The sequence below is a fragment of the Seonamhaeicola sp. S2-3 genome, from assembly GCF_001971785.1.
Classification (GTDB): Bacteria; Bacteroidota; Bacteroidia; order Flavobacteriales; family Flavobacteriaceae; genus Seonamhaeicola.
The window spans coordinates 1,517,759-1,534,221 of sequence record NZ_CP019389.1 but is presented as its reverse complement, the minus strand read 5'-3'; the positions used below and the strand labels follow the sequence as shown (position 1 = coordinate 1,534,221).

18 protein-coding genes are annotated in these 16,463 nt (G+C 31.8%); 1 reads left to right on the top strand and 17 read right to left on the bottom strand.

The genetic code is table 11. The annotated features are described in order from the left end of the window. Nucleotide 1 precedes the first annotated feature (1 nt). The 15 genes from BWZ22_RS07145 to BWZ22_RS07075 all read right to left on the bottom strand — a co-directional run bounded on the left by BWZ22_RS07145 (nucleotide 2) and on the right by BWZ22_RS07075 (nucleotide 13,538). Nucleotides 2–1,462 carry a polysaccharide biosynthesis C-terminal domain-containing protein gene (locus tag BWZ22_RS07145; protein WP_076698962.1) on the bottom strand — a complete coding sequence of 487 codons (1,461 nt, stop codon included), beginning with the start codon at nucleotides 1,460–1,462 and terminating at the stop codon, nucleotides 2–4. 80 nt (nucleotides 1,463–1,542) lie between these two features. Further along, entirely contained in the window at nucleotides 1,543–1,995 is a 453-nt protein-coding gene (locus tag BWZ22_RS07140; protein WP_157607926.1) for a hypothetical protein, read from the bottom strand. Nucleotides 1,996–2,183: 188 nt separating this feature from the next. Next, the gene (gene atpG / locus BWZ22_RS07135; protein ID WP_076698959.1) at nucleotides 2,184–3,044 is read right to left on the bottom strand and encodes an ATP synthase F1 subunit gamma; all 861 of its coding nucleotides are present in this window, start codon (nucleotides 3,042–3,044) and stop codon (nucleotides 2,184–2,186) included. 71 nt (nucleotides 3,045–3,115) lie between these two features. Next, nucleotides 3,116–4,693 carry a F0F1 ATP synthase subunit alpha gene (gene atpA, locus BWZ22_RS07130; protein WP_076698958.1) on the bottom strand — a complete coding sequence of 526 codons (1,578 nt, stop codon included), beginning with the start codon at nucleotides 4,691–4,693 and terminating at the stop codon, nucleotides 3,116–3,118. Between the two features lie 27 nt (nucleotides 4,694–4,720). Continuing rightward, nucleotides 4,721–5,257: an ATP synthase F1 subunit delta gene (gene atpH, locus BWZ22_RS07125; protein WP_076698957.1), complete on the bottom strand. Its 537-nt coding sequence runs from the start codon at nucleotides 5,255–5,257 to the stop codon at nucleotides 4,721–4,723. Nucleotides 5,258–5,267: 10 nt separating this feature from the next. Further along, entirely contained in the window at nucleotides 5,268–5,768 is a 501-nt protein-coding gene (locus BWZ22_RS07120) for a F0F1 ATP synthase subunit B (RefSeq protein WP_076698955.1), read from the bottom strand. 87 nt (nucleotides 5,769–5,855) lie between these two features. Beyond that, complete coding sequence (gene atpE / locus BWZ22_RS07115) at nucleotides 5,856–6,047, bottom strand: ATP synthase F0 subunit C (protein ID WP_076698954.1); 192 nt, start codon at nucleotides 6,045–6,047, stop codon at nucleotides 5,856–5,858. A gap of 44 nt (nucleotides 6,048–6,091) precedes the next feature. After that, complete coding sequence (atpB, locus tag BWZ22_RS07110) at nucleotides 6,092–7,165, bottom strand: F0F1 ATP synthase subunit A (protein ID WP_076698952.1); 1,074 nt, start codon at nucleotides 7,163–7,165, stop codon at nucleotides 6,092–6,094. Between the two features lie 116 nt (nucleotides 7,166–7,281). Further along, nucleotides 7,282–7,668 (bottom strand): hypothetical protein, encoded by a 387-nt coding sequence (locus tag BWZ22_RS07105; protein WP_076698951.1) that lies wholly within the window; start codon nucleotides 7,666–7,668, stop codon nucleotides 7,282–7,284. Next, nucleotides 7,661–7,894 (bottom strand): AtpZ/AtpI family protein, encoded by a 234-nt coding sequence (locus tag BWZ22_RS07100; protein ID WP_076698950.1) that lies wholly within the window; start codon nucleotides 7,892–7,894, stop codon nucleotides 7,661–7,663. The genes BWZ22_RS07105 and BWZ22_RS07100 overlap by 8 nt, the downstream gene beginning before the upstream one ends. Then, nucleotides 7,854–8,267 carry a polymer-forming cytoskeletal protein gene (locus tag BWZ22_RS07095; RefSeq protein WP_076698949.1) on the bottom strand — a complete coding sequence of 138 codons (414 nt, stop codon included), beginning with the start codon at nucleotides 8,265–8,267 and terminating at the stop codon, nucleotides 7,854–7,856. Before BWZ22_RS07095 ends, BWZ22_RS07100 begins: the two co-directional genes overlap by 41 nt. Before the next feature lie 10 nt (nucleotides 8,268–8,277). After that, nucleotides 8,278–10,839 carry a tetratricopeptide repeat protein gene (locus BWZ22_RS07090; protein WP_076698948.1) on the bottom strand — a complete coding sequence of 854 codons (2,562 nt, stop codon included), beginning with the start codon at nucleotides 10,837–10,839 and terminating at the stop codon, nucleotides 8,278–8,280. 114 nt (nucleotides 10,840–10,953) lie between these two features. Continuing rightward, nucleotides 10,954–11,649 (bottom strand): ABC transporter ATP-binding protein, encoded by a 696-nt coding sequence (locus BWZ22_RS07085; protein ID WP_076698946.1) that lies wholly within the window; start codon nucleotides 11,647–11,649, stop codon nucleotides 10,954–10,956. A 5-nt stretch (nucleotides 11,650–11,654) separates the two neighbouring features. Further along, complete coding sequence (locus tag BWZ22_RS07080) at nucleotides 11,655–13,127, bottom strand: DUF5687 family protein (RefSeq protein WP_076698945.1); 1,473 nt, start codon at nucleotides 13,125–13,127, stop codon at nucleotides 11,655–11,657. Nucleotides 13,128–13,130: 3 nt separating this feature from the next. Beyond that, nucleotides 13,131–13,538 (bottom strand): DUF2059 domain-containing protein, encoded by a 408-nt coding sequence (locus BWZ22_RS07075; protein ID WP_083692225.1) that lies wholly within the window; start codon nucleotides 13,536–13,538, stop codon nucleotides 13,131–13,133. 135 nt (nucleotides 13,539–13,673) lie between these two features. Here BWZ22_RS07075 and BWZ22_RS07070 point away from each other — a divergent pair, with 135 nt between their 5' ends. Next, nucleotides 13,674–14,729, top strand: a complete 1,056-nt coding sequence (locus tag BWZ22_RS07070; protein WP_076698942.1) for a ferredoxin--NADP reductase — start codon at nucleotides 13,674–13,676, stop codon at nucleotides 14,727–14,729. Nucleotides 14,730–14,737: 8 nt separating this feature from the next. Here BWZ22_RS07070 and BWZ22_RS07065 read toward each other — a convergent pair whose 3' ends face one another. Both BWZ22_RS07065 and BWZ22_RS07060 read right to left on the bottom strand, forming a co-directional pair. Continuing rightward, nucleotides 14,738–15,754, bottom strand: a complete 1,017-nt coding sequence (locus BWZ22_RS07065; protein ID WP_076698940.1) for a glycosyltransferase family 9 protein — start codon at nucleotides 15,752–15,754, stop codon at nucleotides 14,738–14,740. Between the two features lie 64 nt (nucleotides 15,755–15,818). Further along, nucleotides 15,819–16,424 carry a DUF4254 domain-containing protein gene (locus BWZ22_RS07060; protein WP_076698939.1) on the bottom strand — a complete coding sequence of 202 codons (606 nt, stop codon included), beginning with the start codon at nucleotides 16,422–16,424 and terminating at the stop codon, nucleotides 15,819–15,821. Nucleotides 16,425–16,463 lie beyond the last annotated feature (39 nt).

The window sequence follows — 16,463 nt, the reverse complement described above, 5'->3', positions numbered from 1 at the left end:
GTTATTTTTTTAATAATTGATTAATCTGTTGTCTTTCTGAAAAATAAATAACGCCCAAAAATACAATTAACATTGAGATTCCTATAATATAATTGGCTCTAAATTGATAGAAAGATAGCCCTGATAATACAATGGATAAAATTAAATAAAGCCCTATCTTTTTTAAGTTGTATGGAATTGGATAATATTTTCTTCCGAAGTAATACGATAACAGCATCATAATACTATACGCTACTAATGTGGCAATGGCAGATGCTTTATAACCATACTGCTTAATAAATACAAAATTGATAACTAATGTTATTACGGCTCCAACTATAGATATATAGGCCCCAAACTTGGTTCTATCTGTTATTTTATACCAAACAGATAAATTGTGGTAAATACCTAAACAGAAATTAGCTAATAATATAATTGGAACCACCCACATGGCTTCCCAATAGGCTTCGCTTCTAACAATAATGGGTTTTAAAATATCTGCAAATACTACTACCACTAATAAAATAACCGCTCCTAAGGCTACAAAAAACTCAAGTATTCTGGCGTAATTTTTTTGCGGATTCTCTGTTTTAGCATGACTGAAAAAGAATGGCTCTATACCTAAACGATATGCCGTTGCAAATAAGGTCATAAACAGCGCCAGTTTATAACAAGCAGAATACATGCCTATTTGAGTTTTTGCAACATTTTCGGGTAAAATATAATCTAATAGAATTCTATCAAAAGTTTCATTAATTGAAAAGGCTACACCTGCAATTAATACAGGAAAAGCGTAACGCATCATGCGTTTCCATAATGCTATATTAAATACATATTTAACTTTAAAATAAAACGGAAACATAAACAATAACGTAACCGCACTAGCTACTAAGTTGGAAATAAAAATATAGTTGATTTCAAAGTTTGGTTTGTAAATAATTTTAAATAAAGAACCATTATCTACTAGTTCTTTTAAAGCCAATAGGAAGAATAAATTAAGCCCTAAATTAATGGCAACATTCAAAATTTTTATAATGGCATACCTTACAGGTTTTTGTGTTGCTCTTAACCATGCAAATGGTATAATTACCAAGGCATCTAACAATAAAATCCAAATAACAAGGTTGATGTATTTTGCATTTATATTAATGAGAGATGCTATTTGCTCTTGAAAAACAAAGGCTATAATAAAAAAGCCAAAAGAGGAGATTATTAATGAAATTGCCGATGTGCCTATAACACTATTTTTATCATCTTCTTTATTGAAATACCTAAAAAAAGCGGTTTCCATACCATAGGCCAAAACCACATTAAACAAAACGAAATAAGAAAAAATTACAGAAACTTCGCCATACTCTGCCACCGAAGAAAGCACACCTTTTGTGGTATATAAAGGAACTAATAAAAAACTTAACATTCTTGGTAGCACTGTGGCTAAACCATAAATAAATGTTTGCTTAAATAATTTTTTGAGTGCACTCAATTTTTAACAATTAACAAGGTTAAAAATACGTTTTTAGTAAACGTTAGCCAAACTATACATTAATTGTAAATGCACTGTATCTATTTAGAAAATTTATCATCTAAAGGGGTTTTATTTTTAGGCGGCATACTTTGATAAATTTCTGATTCTTTTTTATAAACCTCATTAATTTTAAAATACTTAACCTCACCGTTTTCCATAAAACTGACTACACACTCGGTTTCATTCAATTCAAATGGTATTTTTTCTGGTAATTTAGGTGCCTTATTTCCATATTCAGCAAATGGTTTATTGCTTAAAATAACATCTTCTTTAGGGTTAAGCTCTAATTTAAATCTACCAATAAATAAATTATCGCGTTGTTCTAATTTGGCCTTTTTTCCTTTAAAATAAACACTATCTAACACAGTTTTATTAGAGTTTGACTTTATAGGAATAAAAATATTATATCCCGAACCAGCACCTTTTACTCCAGAAACCCAATGCTGGTAATATACATTTCCTAATTGCATAGGGGGCTTTGTTTCAAACATTTTAGCACTTTTACATTGTAAAAAACAAGTTATAAAAAGTAACCAAACCAGTGAAATTGCTATTTTTTTTATTAAAATCATTTATCAAACTTATTTTATAAAGATATAAATTCAAATTTGATGCCATAAAAAAAGCCTTACCAAAAAAGGTAAGGCCTATACTTTCTACTAAATTTGGTTAAACCAAATTAGTTGTTAAGCGCTTCTGCACCACCAACAATTTCTAAAATTTCGTTGGTAATAGCGGCTTGACGTGCTTTATTATAAGTTAATTTAAGTTGATCTCTTAATTCTGTAGCGTTATCGGTTGCTTTGTGCATTGCAGTCATACGCGCACCGTGTTCACTAGCAAAAGAATCTCTAAGCCCTTTAAATAATTGTGTTTTTAAAGATTTAGGAATTAATTGCTCAACAATTTCTGCTTTTGAAGGCTCAAAAATATAATCGCCAGAAGTATTTCCACCATCTTCAACAGGTACAATTGGTAAAAATTGCTCTGTAACAACAATTTGAGTTGCTGCATTTTTAAATTTATTGTACACTAATTCGATTTTATCAAACTCGCCTTCAACAAATTTATCCATTAAACTTTGAGCTATTTGAGCAACATTATCAAAGGTTAAATCATCAAAAACATCACTATGGTTTGCAATTACCTTTCCAGATTTTCCAAACGCATCATTTGCTTTTTTACCAATAGCTAAATAAGACACATCTTTACCTGTGTACTTTTCATTAGCTAATCTTGTAACTTCTTTAATGATGTTAGAGTTAAATGCACCACACAACCCTCTGTTTGAAGTTATTGCTACAATAAGCACCTTGTTTACTTCGCGTTGTGTTGCAAATTTGCTTCCAGAATCTGCATCTAAAGTGGCACTTAAACTTTGTAATAACTCAGTTAATTTATCTGCATAAGGACGCATTGCAGTAATAGCATCTTGTGCCTTCTTTAACTTTGCAGCCGATACCATTTTCATGGCACTGGTAATCTGCATAGTAGAAGATACCGATGTTATTCTGTTACGTATTTCTTTTAAGTTTGCCATATTTTAGTTATTAGTATTGAGTATTCAGTAGTTAGATGTATTATATCTTACTACTCAAAACTAAAATCTATTTACGCATATTTACCTGCTAAATCTTTACAAACACTAGTTAATGTGTCTGTTACTTCATCTGTTAGTTTACCTGCTTTTAAAGTATCTAAAACATCTCTGTGTTTAGCATTTAAAAACTCAATAAAATCTCTTTCAAATTCTTTTACTTTCTCAACAGGAACGTCTCTTAATAAGTTTTTAGACCCAGCGTAGATAATTGCAATTTGATCCTCTACAGTAAATGGATCGTTTTGTGCTTGCTTTAAAATTTCTACGTTACGTTTTCCTTTTTCAATTACATTCATGGTAGCAGCATCAAGATCTGATCCGAATTTAGCAAATGCTTCTAATTCACGGAACTGAGCCTGGTCTAATTTTAATGTACCTGCTACTTTTTTCATAGATTTAATCTGTGCATTACCACCCACACGAGATACTGAAATACCTACGTTAATTGCAGGACGCACACCAGAGTTAAATAAATCTGACTCTAAGAAAATCTGTCCGTCTGTAATAGAAATTACGTTTGTTGGAATATATGCTGATACGTCACCAGCTTGTGTTTCAATAATTGGTAAAGCTGTTAAAGATCCACCACCTTTTACCAATGGCTTAAGGCTTTCTGGTAAATCGTTCATTTCTTTAGCAATATTATCATCATTAATCACTTTTGCAGAACGCTCTAATAAACGAGAGTGTAAGTAGAAAACGTCTCCAGGGTAGGCCTCACGTCCTGGTGGACGACGTAATAATAACGACACCTCACGATATGCAACCGCTTGTTTAGATAAATCGTCATAGATAATTAAAGCTGGACGACCAGTATCTCTAAAATACTCTCCAATTGCAGCTCCTGCCATAGGTGCATATACTTGCATTGGTGCAGGGTCTGATGCATTTGCAGCTACAATAGTAGTATATGCAAGTGCTCCTTTTTCTTCTAATACTTTAGAAATGTTTGCTACAGTAGATGCTTTTTGCCCTACAGCAACATATATACAGTATACAGGTTCACCTGCATCGTAAAATTCTTTTTGATTTAAGATGGTGTCAATACAAACCGTTGTTTTACCAGTTTGACGGTCTCCAATCACCAACTCACGTTGCCCTCTACCAACAGGAATCATGGCGTCAATAGACTTAATACCTGTTTGTAATGGTTCTGTAACTGGCTCACGGAAAATAACCCCTGGTGCTTTACGCTCTAATGGCATTTGGTAAGTTTCTCCTGCAATTGGGCCTTTACCATCAATTGGATTTCCAAGTGTATCAACAACACGACCAACAATACCTTCACCTACGTTAATAGATGCAATACGACCAGTACGTTTAACTGTAGAACCTTCAGCAACTGCTTTTGAATGTCCTAATAATACAATACCTACGTTATCTTCTTCAAGGTTAAGTACAATTCCTTCTAAACCTCCTTCAAATTCTACTAACTCACCATATTGAGCATTAGAAAGTCCATACGCACGAACAATACCATCACCAACAGTTAAAACAGTTCCTACTTCTTCTAATGAAGCAGATGCCTCAAATCCTGCTAGTTGTTGCTTTAAGATTGCTGATACTTCAGCTGGTTTTACTTCTGCCATCTTTTAATTTATTTATAAAACTATCTTTTAGTTTATTGAAAATTCTCTTTTTAATCTATTTAGTTTGTTTTGAACACTTGCATTATATTGCTTGTCTCCTATGCGTAGAATGAAGCCTCCTATGATGCTTTCGTCTACAATATTTTCTAATTCTACAGCCTTACTTGTTAACTCTTTTATTTTTGTTAACACCTTTTTTTCAAGGTCTTTAGTCATTGGTATAGCGGTAGTAACTTGTGCTATTTCTTTATTGTTAAGCACATCAAATAACTCCGTATACTTTTGGGCAACATCACCTAAAATACCAATCCTTTTATTATCTATTAATAAATTGAATAGATCTGAACTAATTTTATTTAGTTTTGGAAAAATTTTAGACAAAACAGCGCTTTTAATTTCTGTTTTAACAACAGAACTTTTAAGTACTTGGTCTAATTCTTCGCTATCAGAAATGGTTTTTGCAATAGCAATCATATCATTATTAACAGCTTCAGCTGCTTTTTGATCGCCAGCTAAACTAAGTGCTGCTTTTGCGTAACGTATTGCTGCTCTAGTTCCTGCCATTATATAATTATTAGTTTAAAGTTGCTTCACCTAACATAGACTCAACCAATTTTTCTTGTTTGTCTTTGTTAGATAATTCATCACGAACTACTTTTTCAGCTATCTCAATAGATAAGTTTGCTACTTGAGATTTTAACTCTGAAATAGCAGCTTTCTTTTCGGTTTGAATAGCCTCTTGAGCTTGAGTCATTAATTTTGCGGCTGCTTCTTTAGCTTCATCCTTAGCATCTTCAATCATCTTGTTTTTGATGTCTCTAGCTTCCTTCAACATAGCTTCACGTTCTGCTCTAGCTTCTTTTAATAACTTTTCGTTATCAGCTTGAAGATTTTCCATCTCTTTTTTAGCATTTTCTGCTGCTTCAAGAGCGTTTTTTATACCTTCTTCTCTATTGTTTACAGAATCTAAAATTGGTTTCCATGCAAACTTTTTTAACAAAAACACTAATGCTAAAAAAAGTACAGCTTGCCAAAAAAACAATCCTAAAGAAAAGCCTCCAAATAATTCTTCCATAATAATTTATATTTCTAAAAAAACTTTTTGTTTAATTTAAAAAGAACAGCTATAACCAACCGTTATAGCTGTTTCTTTGTTTTTGTTTTACACTGCAAATAATGCAGCAAATCCAATACCTTCAATTAAAGCTGCTGCAATAAGCATAGCCGTTTGAATTTTACCAGTAGCTTCTGGTTGACGTGCAATTGCTTCCATAGCTGAACCACCAATCTTACCGATTCCGATTCCTGCTCCAATTACTACTAAACCTGCTCCTACGATAGCTGGAATTTCCATAAATATATATATTTAAAAATTAAACATTCAAATTAAAAACGCGCTTAGTGATGGTCATGGTCTTCTACTGCCATTCCAAAATAAAGTGCCGATAATACTGTAAAAATATATGCTTGTAAAGCCGCCACTAGCAACTCTAAAATACCTAAAACAAAGGCTAATAAAAATGATAATGAGCTTCCTAACCAATTGTTAAAAATAAACATCATACCAATAATACTCATTAATACCACGTGACCCGCTGTAATATTAGCATATAAACGAATCATTAACGCGAAAGGTTTAATGAACGTACCTAATAACTCTATTGGAGCTAATATAATTTTCATAGGCACTGGTACACCAGGCATCCAGAAAATGTGTTTCCAATAATTTTTATTACCAGAAAATGTTGTAATTAAATATGTTATTAAAGCTAAACACAGGGTTACTGCTATGTTATTTGTTACATTCATTCCTATTGGTGTTAACCCAAATAAGTTAACTATCCAAACAAAGAAAAATACGGTTAACAAATAACTCATGTATTTTTTATATTTCTTTTCTCCTATATTAGGAATGGCAATTTCATCTCTTACATAAAGCACAATAGGCTCTAGAAAACGCCCCATACCTTTTGGCATACCATTGTTCTTTTGGTATGATTTAGCCATTCTACTAAACATAAAAAACATAATAGCAAAAACCATGGCGATTAAAACAACGTTTTTAGTGATTGAAAAATCTAACGGTTTTGCATTTGTTGGATGGTGTTCAGCATCATAACTAATGGTGCCTTCAGCATCTGTTTTATATATTTTATTGTGGTAAAGTTTATAATGATTCCCTCCAACCTCAGCAACGGCTTCTCCGTGGTGGAACTTAGATGACATAAACACTTTTAAACCATCATCCCAAAGAATTACAGGTAACGGAAACCCAAAATGTTTCTCTCCGTTTTCATATGAAAACAAATTAAAATCATAAGAATCTAGCAAGTGGTGCTGGATGTATTCTTTGATTTCACTTCTTAAATCGCCCTCAGGCTCACCATGTTGATTGTCTTCTTTAGCAAAAGACGCAAAGGTTATTAAAAGTAGTAATAATGTAATCGGCTTAAAAGCTATTTTTCTACGCATATCACTTTAAATAATAGTGGCTTAAAAATCGGTGCAAAGGTAGCTTTTTATCTCAAAAACAAAAACTATTTTACCTTTTATTTCAACAGATGTATTTCAAGGGGTTATGAAGTAGTTTAATCTAATTTATTTAACCATTTACTTAGACTTATAGTTTCTATAATTAAACCTGTTAAATAAGGCACAAAAAACGAAGCAAATTCTAGTTTAGAAATAAGGTCATCTTGTTTAAAAAGGGGTTGAAAAACAATAAAAAAAACAGCAAATTTTACAACGCTTCCTGCTAAAAACAAAAAACCAAGTTGACTTTTGTATTTATTTCTGAACAGATAAAGTGTTCCAAACACCAAAATTACAAGTACAAAATTTACAACATAAGAAAGTACTATATAGTCTTTAAATAGCGCATTGTTTAGTAAATATAACGCCCCTAAGTGCAATGCAAAGGCTATTATAAATAGTACTGAGGTTTTAACTATAAAACTAAAAAAAGGGTTAGTCATTATTTAATCGGTTAAGTTGTTTAACCACGGCGTATAGAGACACGCCAACACCAGCAAGTGTAGTTATAATTATAAAAAGTTTATCGCCGTTGTTGTATTTAGAATCTAACCACTTACCTAAAAGTACAAATAGGTAAATAGTAACACCCATTTGGATAGCGACTCCAGAAAGTATTGCTGCGTTTTTAAGCTGTTTTTTCGGTTTCCGGTTTTCTTTTCCCGCCATTATTCATTTCTTTAACCGTTCCCTTCATTACACAAGTTACATTAAACGTAGCGCCGGGTTCAACAGCTAATTTACCAGCAATAACTTCGCCTTCAATATACGCTGATGCCTTTAATGTTAAAGTGCCAGATAATGTTAATTTACCAGAAAATTTACCTTCAAAATAGGCGTCGGTTCCTTGCAAGGTTCCTTTTAAAAAACCTTCTTTACCTACAACTATTTTTCCTGAGGTTTTTATATTTCCCTCTACGGTACCATCTATTCTAAAATCGCCAGCACTACTTAAATCGCCAACAAATTTAGTACCTTGAGCTATAATGTTTTGGTGTGGTGTATTTTCTACCATTTTATTCTTTTTTTTTTCTGAAAACATAAAAATCGGTTTAATTATTATACACGTTTAAAAAAGTATCTAAGTTTTTATGAATTTGAATTATTTGATAGTTTGCTGATGCCATGGCAAAGTAAGGTTTTTTTATTTTTTTCTTATCCTCTTTACTTAAAAGCTGATTAAACGTTTTGGCTACTTGCCTATTTTTTAAACCATGTACTACCACAAAGATAGTGTTTTGATTATATACATCTATAGACGACGTTAACTGGTAGTACTTAATGTTTTTAAGCACCTCATCTAGAGTTTTTTGAAATTCTTTTATAGCTTCTAGTTTTGTGTTATTAAACTGGTAGATAACCTTGTAATGGCCAGATATATCACTGTTTTCATCTACAAATTCTTTATTGGCTATTTTTGGTAAAACGTTAGTTTCTATGTTTTGAGCTTGCACCCCTTCTGATGTGTTAGCATAAGTTACCGCTACATGATTGATGGCTTTTTGGTAAGCCTCAAAACCATATAAACGACCAATGGCTGTAGCTTTTAAAAGTTCAAATTTTGAAACAATGGCTTCGCCATCATAGGTGTTTATATATTCTTCGCATTTTGAAATTACCTCAGCATATTCCTGATTTTCATGTTTAACATATAAAGCTTCGTATAAACGTTCTGGACTGTTTTCGTCTTTATCTGAAATTAACTCTGGATTACTTAAAATAGTGGCATATCTAGATTCTGGGTAATTTTTAATTATCTCTTCTTTGGCTATTAAAGCTTCATCATTTTCACCCAAAGCTTCATAAATTTTATAAAGGTTGTATTTTGATGGCAACACCAAACGCTCTTCTGGGTTACTTTTTAACAACTCCTGAAACTTGTCTTTGGCAAGGTTAAGTTCTTTAAACTGCTCTTTATAAATTAATCCTAGTTGATAGTAAGCATAGTTTCTTTCTTTTGAAATACTATCAATTTCTTTTTGTTCTGAAGGAATTTTAGAAATGTAAAAATCTGGATTATATAATTCATCTTCAGTTGCTGCTGCCAAAACATTGTTTGCTGTTGTAACATTAGCTCCACTAGAATTACTTTTATTAGACCACCTCCAGTTATCTTCTAAAGCTCTATCTCCCCAAACTTTTATAAATTCATTTTTACCATAAGCTACCGTTGTTGGATTGTAAAAATAAAAAAGTGTTGATTGCCCTGTGCCTCCTGTAGAAGAGCCTCTTACTAAATTGTTACTGGTTATTAAACCTGTATTACGCTTTAGTGCCTCTTGTCTTTCTTGGGCTTCTTTTTCTTCTTCAGCTTTTTGCTTTAGTTTATCAATAAATGTTTCAAAATAAGCAAGTCTTTCTGGTTCTGATAAATTTACTAAGTGTAAAATACTATCATTTACCTGAGCCACACCTTCATAATAAATAACATCTTCTAAGTTGTCTCGCTTTCGTTTTATAATTCTATATGGCTTTGAGTTTAAAACCAAATTTGTCATAGTGCTATCATAATACAAACCAGCATTTCTGTACAAGGATTTGTTGAAATTCATATCACCAAGAATTTCATAATTTCTTGCAATAAGGATTTTATCTCTTGATTTTTCTCGTAATGATTTATTAAAATATGCGGTTGCTAGAGAATCTGATTTATTTTTTAAATGAAAAACGCCTATTTGATGATAAATTTTATCTAGAAAAGGGCGGTTTTCTCTGTTTTCTTCTAGTTCTGTAAGTAATTCTGTTGCTTCTAATTTATTACCGTTTTCAAAATCGAAGTTTTTAATCTTTTCAAGGTGTGCGCTAATCATGTAAATTCTAGGGGTTTTTCGGTTTAATTCTATAACCCTGTCAAAAGCGTAATTAGCACTGTCTTTATATCCTAATTCATTATAAAGTTGTCCTTGAATAAACCGATACCTTCCGCGTTCATCATTACTTTTTGTTGCGTTTGAAGCAATTTCTAGTTGTGTAATAGCACTATCTAGAGATTTGGTGTTAATATAAGCCTGCGCCAACATAGAGGTGGCATCTGCTAAATCTTGACCTTTTAAATCTTCTTGAAATAGTAAGCGTTTTAGATTTTTAATAGCAAGTTCATTATTATCTAAACGAATGTTTGTTTTTTCTCTCCAAACTTTGGCTTGATTAATTTTATCACTTGCTGGATATTTGTATAGTATGTAATTAAAAGCTTCTAATGCAGGAATAAAACGCTGATCAAAATAACGCGCTTTACCTAAAAGTAAATAGGCTTCATCCATTTGAGGGTTTCTTTCTTTCCCCTCAATATTCATACTGTGTTTTTGAATGGTTTTAACCGCTTTTTCTTCGGCTCTTGTGAAATCCTGATTTTTAGATTGCCCCGGAAGTATAACCTCATCTGATATTTGCATACGCTCTATAGGTAAGATATTCCAGTAATCATCAAAATAATTTTGATTAAGGTTATTTCTGCCTTGTTCTAAGGCATTATATCCGTTATATAGCGCATTATACTCTGCAGTAATAGCGTGGTAATTTCTGTTAATAAATTTGTCTTTTTTTCTAGAACAACTAACAATTAAAAAAACAGAAAAAAACGAAGCAAATATGACTTTATACAATGTTTTCAAGTGCTGGTTTTTAGTCTATTAAATAACTAAAAAGTATAGTTATTATTATATATAGACGTAAAAATAAACATCTTTTCTAATATAGCTATAAAATAGAATGGCTTTTAAAGGATTCTATCCAGAAAAATGGTCTTCAAGTTCTTTTAAAGTAGCATCACTTGTAATGAGGTCTTTAACAATTTCGCCTTTTTCTAATACTACTATACGTTCACAAACATCGGTTACATGCAGTAAGTCATGACTTGAAATTAAAACGGTAACACCTTGTTTTTTAGCTAAATCTTTAACAATGCCTTTTAACCTAATTTGAGTTGTTGGATCTAGATTAGCAAAAGGTTCATCTAAAATGATTACTTCTGGGTTTCCTATTAAAGCAGCTACTATACCTGCTTTTTTCTGGTTTCCTTTACTTAAATCTCTTAAATATTTTTTCTGATTTAAAATTTCGCCATGAAAAAAATCCTTGTATTGCGCTATGTGAGTATCAACATCAGCTTTGTTTTGTCCGCGTAATTCGCCAATAAAATAAAAGTACTCTTCGGGAGTTAGGTAACCAATTAAAAAACTTTCATCTATAAAGGCAGATGTGAAGGGTTTCCAATCTTCACTTATATCTACTTGAACTTCATTATTTATAATGTGTCCTGTTGTAGGCTGAATTAAATCTAGCAATAAACTAAAATAAGTGGTTTTACCCGCGCCGTTATTGCCAACAAGTCCAAAACTTTGACCTTTAGGAATCTCTAAAGACTCAATATTTAAAACCGTATTATTATTATATTTTTTTGAAAGATTAGATGTAGTAATCATAATGTTTAATCATTTTGTTTATAAGCTGCAAGCGTTTTGTACTTCTCAGATTTATATATTTTTTCAATAATGTTAAAAACTTTGTTTTTAAATAGTAAGCCAGCAATTCCTGAAATTGCCACTAAGGCAAACCCAAACACCTCGCCCAAAGTAAAATGCCCAATAGCATAAATAACCATAGGTAAAACAAGTTTTGGAATGGTTAGTAGCAATGTTTTTGCATTAAACGATTTTTTATCTCCAAACGCCTTTTTGTTAGAGGTTAAATCTATGGGGGTTTTAATGTATGCGCCTCCCCAAAGTACCATATGAGAATTTACACCTATGTTATAAATAGCCCCCACAACTACGGCTGCATAGGCTTGCCACCCAAAATATAAATAGAAAGCCGATAAAATAGTTGAAACTAACGTAGCTATAACCATTAAATACCATTTAGAAGAAATATATTCTTTGTATCTAATGTTCTGGCTCATCATTAGCGGATAATAGGCGCTATCCCAACTAGGTACAAATTGCCCAAAACTAAACAAGAATCCACCTGAAACAAAAATGCCTGCAAATATTCTCCAAAATGGTCCTTTATAGGCTTCAATAGAGTCTGTAAAAAACAAAAGCCCATAAAATAAAAATAAAGCGCTCATTAATAAGGTTGTTTTAGAGCGTTTATTTCTTTTTATCAATCTAATATCATTCTTTAAAAAGGTTGAAATACTACCAAATCTATTTAACCAGGCAAAATCTTCACTTTTAACAATATCTATTTTTTTAGATAAACCACCATCTAAATAAAAATTACTCTTAAAATAATTATAGGCTGTTTTATAAAGAAATACTAGTAATAATATTGGTATTAGCGCAGTATACTGAATATTATAAAAAGCTTGAAAAACGGGTTTTGTGTATAATGTTATATCAAAAATTTCATAATATTTTAAGCCTCCAAAAATTAGTAAAATTGCTAAAACAGTATAGAAAACACCATCTTTACTATTAACAAATACATTAATAAAATTGTTACAAAAAATTAATGCCATTAAGGCTAAATGCCAACCTAATACATTTAAAAACGGATATCCCTCAATGAGTAACACCACAGAAAATGGCACAAAAAAGAAAGCATGTACAATATTAAAAAAAGACAACACTGTTTTGTTTAAAGCAAAATGAATTACTTTTCCTTTTTTTATGGGTAAATACAGCAATGGCCTTATGTTTACAATAGGCATCTTTTGAAGAAAATACCTAAACAATAAATCTCCCACCACATAAAAAATTAAGTAGTTATTAAGAAAAACTAGAGGATCTGTATTTAACTGGTTTTTTATTAAAAAATAAGCCCCAACACCCATGCTTAAAAATGAAACAATCATCCATAGTGCACTAAAGCCTAAAAGAATTTTAAAAAACAGGTTGGTTTTAAAAGAAGGTGATCTAAAAAAGGCTTTCCATTCTAAATTTATAAAATGCTTTATCATGGTTTAGTTATATTTTGCTGCAATACCTTGTACTTCTATTCCCCAAGATTGCCCAAAAGCCATGGCACGTTGTGTAAGTTTTAATTGTTTGTCTGCTAGTTTTTTACCTAAATCGGTATGGTAAAATTTTATTAATTCGTCAATTTCAGGTTGTGTAAATTCACTCATGTATAACTCCGCCATCTTATCGTATAAACCCACTAATGTTTCGTTTGCTTCTTTAAAATAGGCTTCTTTATTTTCTTCAGAAACCATAGCTCCCAATTGCTTTATGGCATTATCAAAAGCAGTTGCTGCTCCGGTTAATTTAATAAATTCAATGGTTTTAGTTTTAAATTCTGAGGCATCCTGTGCATTAGAGTTTGTTGCAAAAGCCAACATTATAAGACAAACAAATAATACTTTTTTCATTTTTATTTAAAATTTAAAGATTTGCACTAATTGAATTATGGTTGTTAGTAAAAAAAACAGCTGGTTTGTTACAAGTAAGTTAAAAAACTTTCGGCAAAAACTTAAAGCTTCATTATTTTTGTCAAAAACACACACATGTCTTCATTCCATAAACTTAGCATTAAAAATATAAAAAGAGAAACAGAAAAAGCTGTTAGTATTAGTTTTAATTTACCCGAAAATTTAAAAAGCGCCTTTGCTTTTAAAGCGGGACAATACATTACTTTAAAAACAACAATAAACGGTAATGAAGTAAGACGCGATTATTCTTTATGTGTATCTCCAAAAAGTGGTGAACTAAAAGTAGCTATTAAAGAAGTTGTTGATGGCACATTTTCGGCTTACGCAAATAAAGAGTTACAAGTAGGAGACACTTTAGAAGTTTCTACCCCTAACGGTAGGTTTGTTTTTGAGCCTAACGATAAAAAAACAAAAAACATTGCCCTTTTTGCTGCCGGCAGTGGTATTACACCCATTTTAAGCATTATAAAATGCGCTTTAGAAGAAGAAGTTAACAGCCACGTAATATTGGTGTACGGTAATAAAACTACCAAAGACACTATGTTTTTAAACGAACTTCTTGAGTTACAACACCAATATAAAGACCGATTCTCTATTCAGTTTGTATTTAGCCAAAAAGATGAAGAAAACGCCATTTTTGGTAGAATTGAAAAAAGCACCGTTAATTATGTAATGAAAAACAAGTATAAACATATTGAAGTTGATGCTTGCTACCTATGCGGTCCAGAAGCTATGATACACACTGTTAAAGATGTTTTAACCGAAAATGGCATTGATGAAAACCGTATTCATTTTGAATTATTTAAAGCAGCAAAGCCCGATGAAATTAACGATGTTAACGTTGCCAACGGAAAAACAAAAATAACTGTTATTGTTGATGACGAAGAAGCCACTTTTGAAATGTCTCAAAAACAAACCATTCTTGAAGCTGCCCTAGACGAAGATTTAGATGCTCCTTACTCTTGTCAAGGCGGTATTTGTAGTAGTTGTTTAGCTAGAATAAAAGAAGGTAAAGCCACTATGAGACAAAACAATATTTTAACCGAAAGTGAAGTTGCCGAAGGTTTAATTCTTACCTGTCAAGCGCAACCAACAACCCCAACAATTATTGTAGATTATGATGATGTTTAAAACAAATATTAAATTACAGAAATAATCTTATTAATAATTGTCTTTGGGGCAATACTCCCTGCTGCATCTTTGTAATCTTCAGGGAATTTGTTTCCATAAACCGATGTTGGAATTTTTGGATATTGCGTTCTATCTGCCAACAAGCAAAAATCTTCTGGTTGGTTAAATGGTGCAAAACCAGCGTATGGGTGTGTTACGCCCCAAACGGTTACCGTTTTTATGCCTAACATGGCTGCAATATGGGCATTTCCAGAATCCATAGACAACATAACATCTAGATTTGAAATAACATCCAATTCTTCATTAAGTGTTAATTTCCCAGCTATGTTAACTACGTTATCAAATGTGTTTTCTATACCACTAAGAATTTCTGTTTCTGTTTTTCCACCACCAAATAAAACAACCAAATGTTCCTTTGAAAGTTCACTAATTACTTCTTCCATTAAATGAAGCGGATACATTTTACTTTCATGAGCTGCAAAAGGAGCAATGCCTATTTTCTTTTTAAAAGAATCTCCTAAAAGCAACTGTAACTTATTTGATAGAGGCACTTTTTTAGGAAAGTTAGGATTTAATAAATCAACCTCAAAACCTAGTTTTTTAAATACATCGGCATACCGTTGGTGTGTGGTTTTTAAAGCTTTAAAAAAAGTACCTGAAACTAGTTTTTTCTTTTCCTCTCTTCCCTTATCAATTTGAACAAAAGGAAACCCTTTTAAGAATATTTTTAAAATGTTGCTTCGTAAAACATTATGCAAATCGGCTACAGCATCTATCTCTAAAGCTTTTAGTTCTTTAGAAAGTTTATACAACCCAAAAACGCCTTTGTGTTTTGTTTTTACCGCTGCAGGAAACACCTTTACATTAGGTAAATCTCTAAAAAAAGGCGCAAAAAAATCCCGAGTTAAAACGGTAATTTTAAGCTCGGGATATTTTGTAATTAATGCTCTTAAAACAGGAGCAGTCATAGCAACATCACCCATAGCAGAGAGTCTTATAACAAGTATGTGCTTGGGCTTTGTCATTTTGTAAATTATTGAAACAACATGTTAAACAACATTTTGGCAAGTTCAATGTGTAACACGCTAACTACTTTTGAGAACGAAGTACAGGATTTAGCTCATCATCATTATACATTTTCATTTGCTTATACACTTTCATGTATTTATCGCCCTTTTCAATATCGCTTAAAAGTGTGTCAATGGCAGTAGATAAATCTACACGTTGCTCTAACAAAACATCTAATTTTTTTTGACAAGCTTCTCTGTGTGCATCTGAGGCATCAGTACGAGTAGCCTCTTCATTCATATGATAAATTTTTAATGCTAAAATAGATAGCCTGTCTATTCCCCACGCAGGACTTTCGGTGTTTATTGTGGCATTATCTTTTGGTGTTACATCTTTATATTTTTCTAAAAAATAACTATCAATGTACTCCACCATATCGGTTCTATCTTGGTTAGAAGCATCAATTTGTCTTTTTAGTTTTAAGGCTGCAACAGGATCTATTTGTGGATCTCTAATAATGTCTTCATAGTGCCATTGTACGGTGTCAATCCAACATTTTCTGTATAATAAATGCTCTATTAAATCGGTTTTATCATAAGCATTTTTAAAAGGTTGATCTACTGAATCAATTTTATGATATTCTTCAATAACGTCTTGAAATATTTTATTAGCTTTTTTGGTAAACATATTCTAAAAATTTAATGAACAAATATACTTTAATTTAAT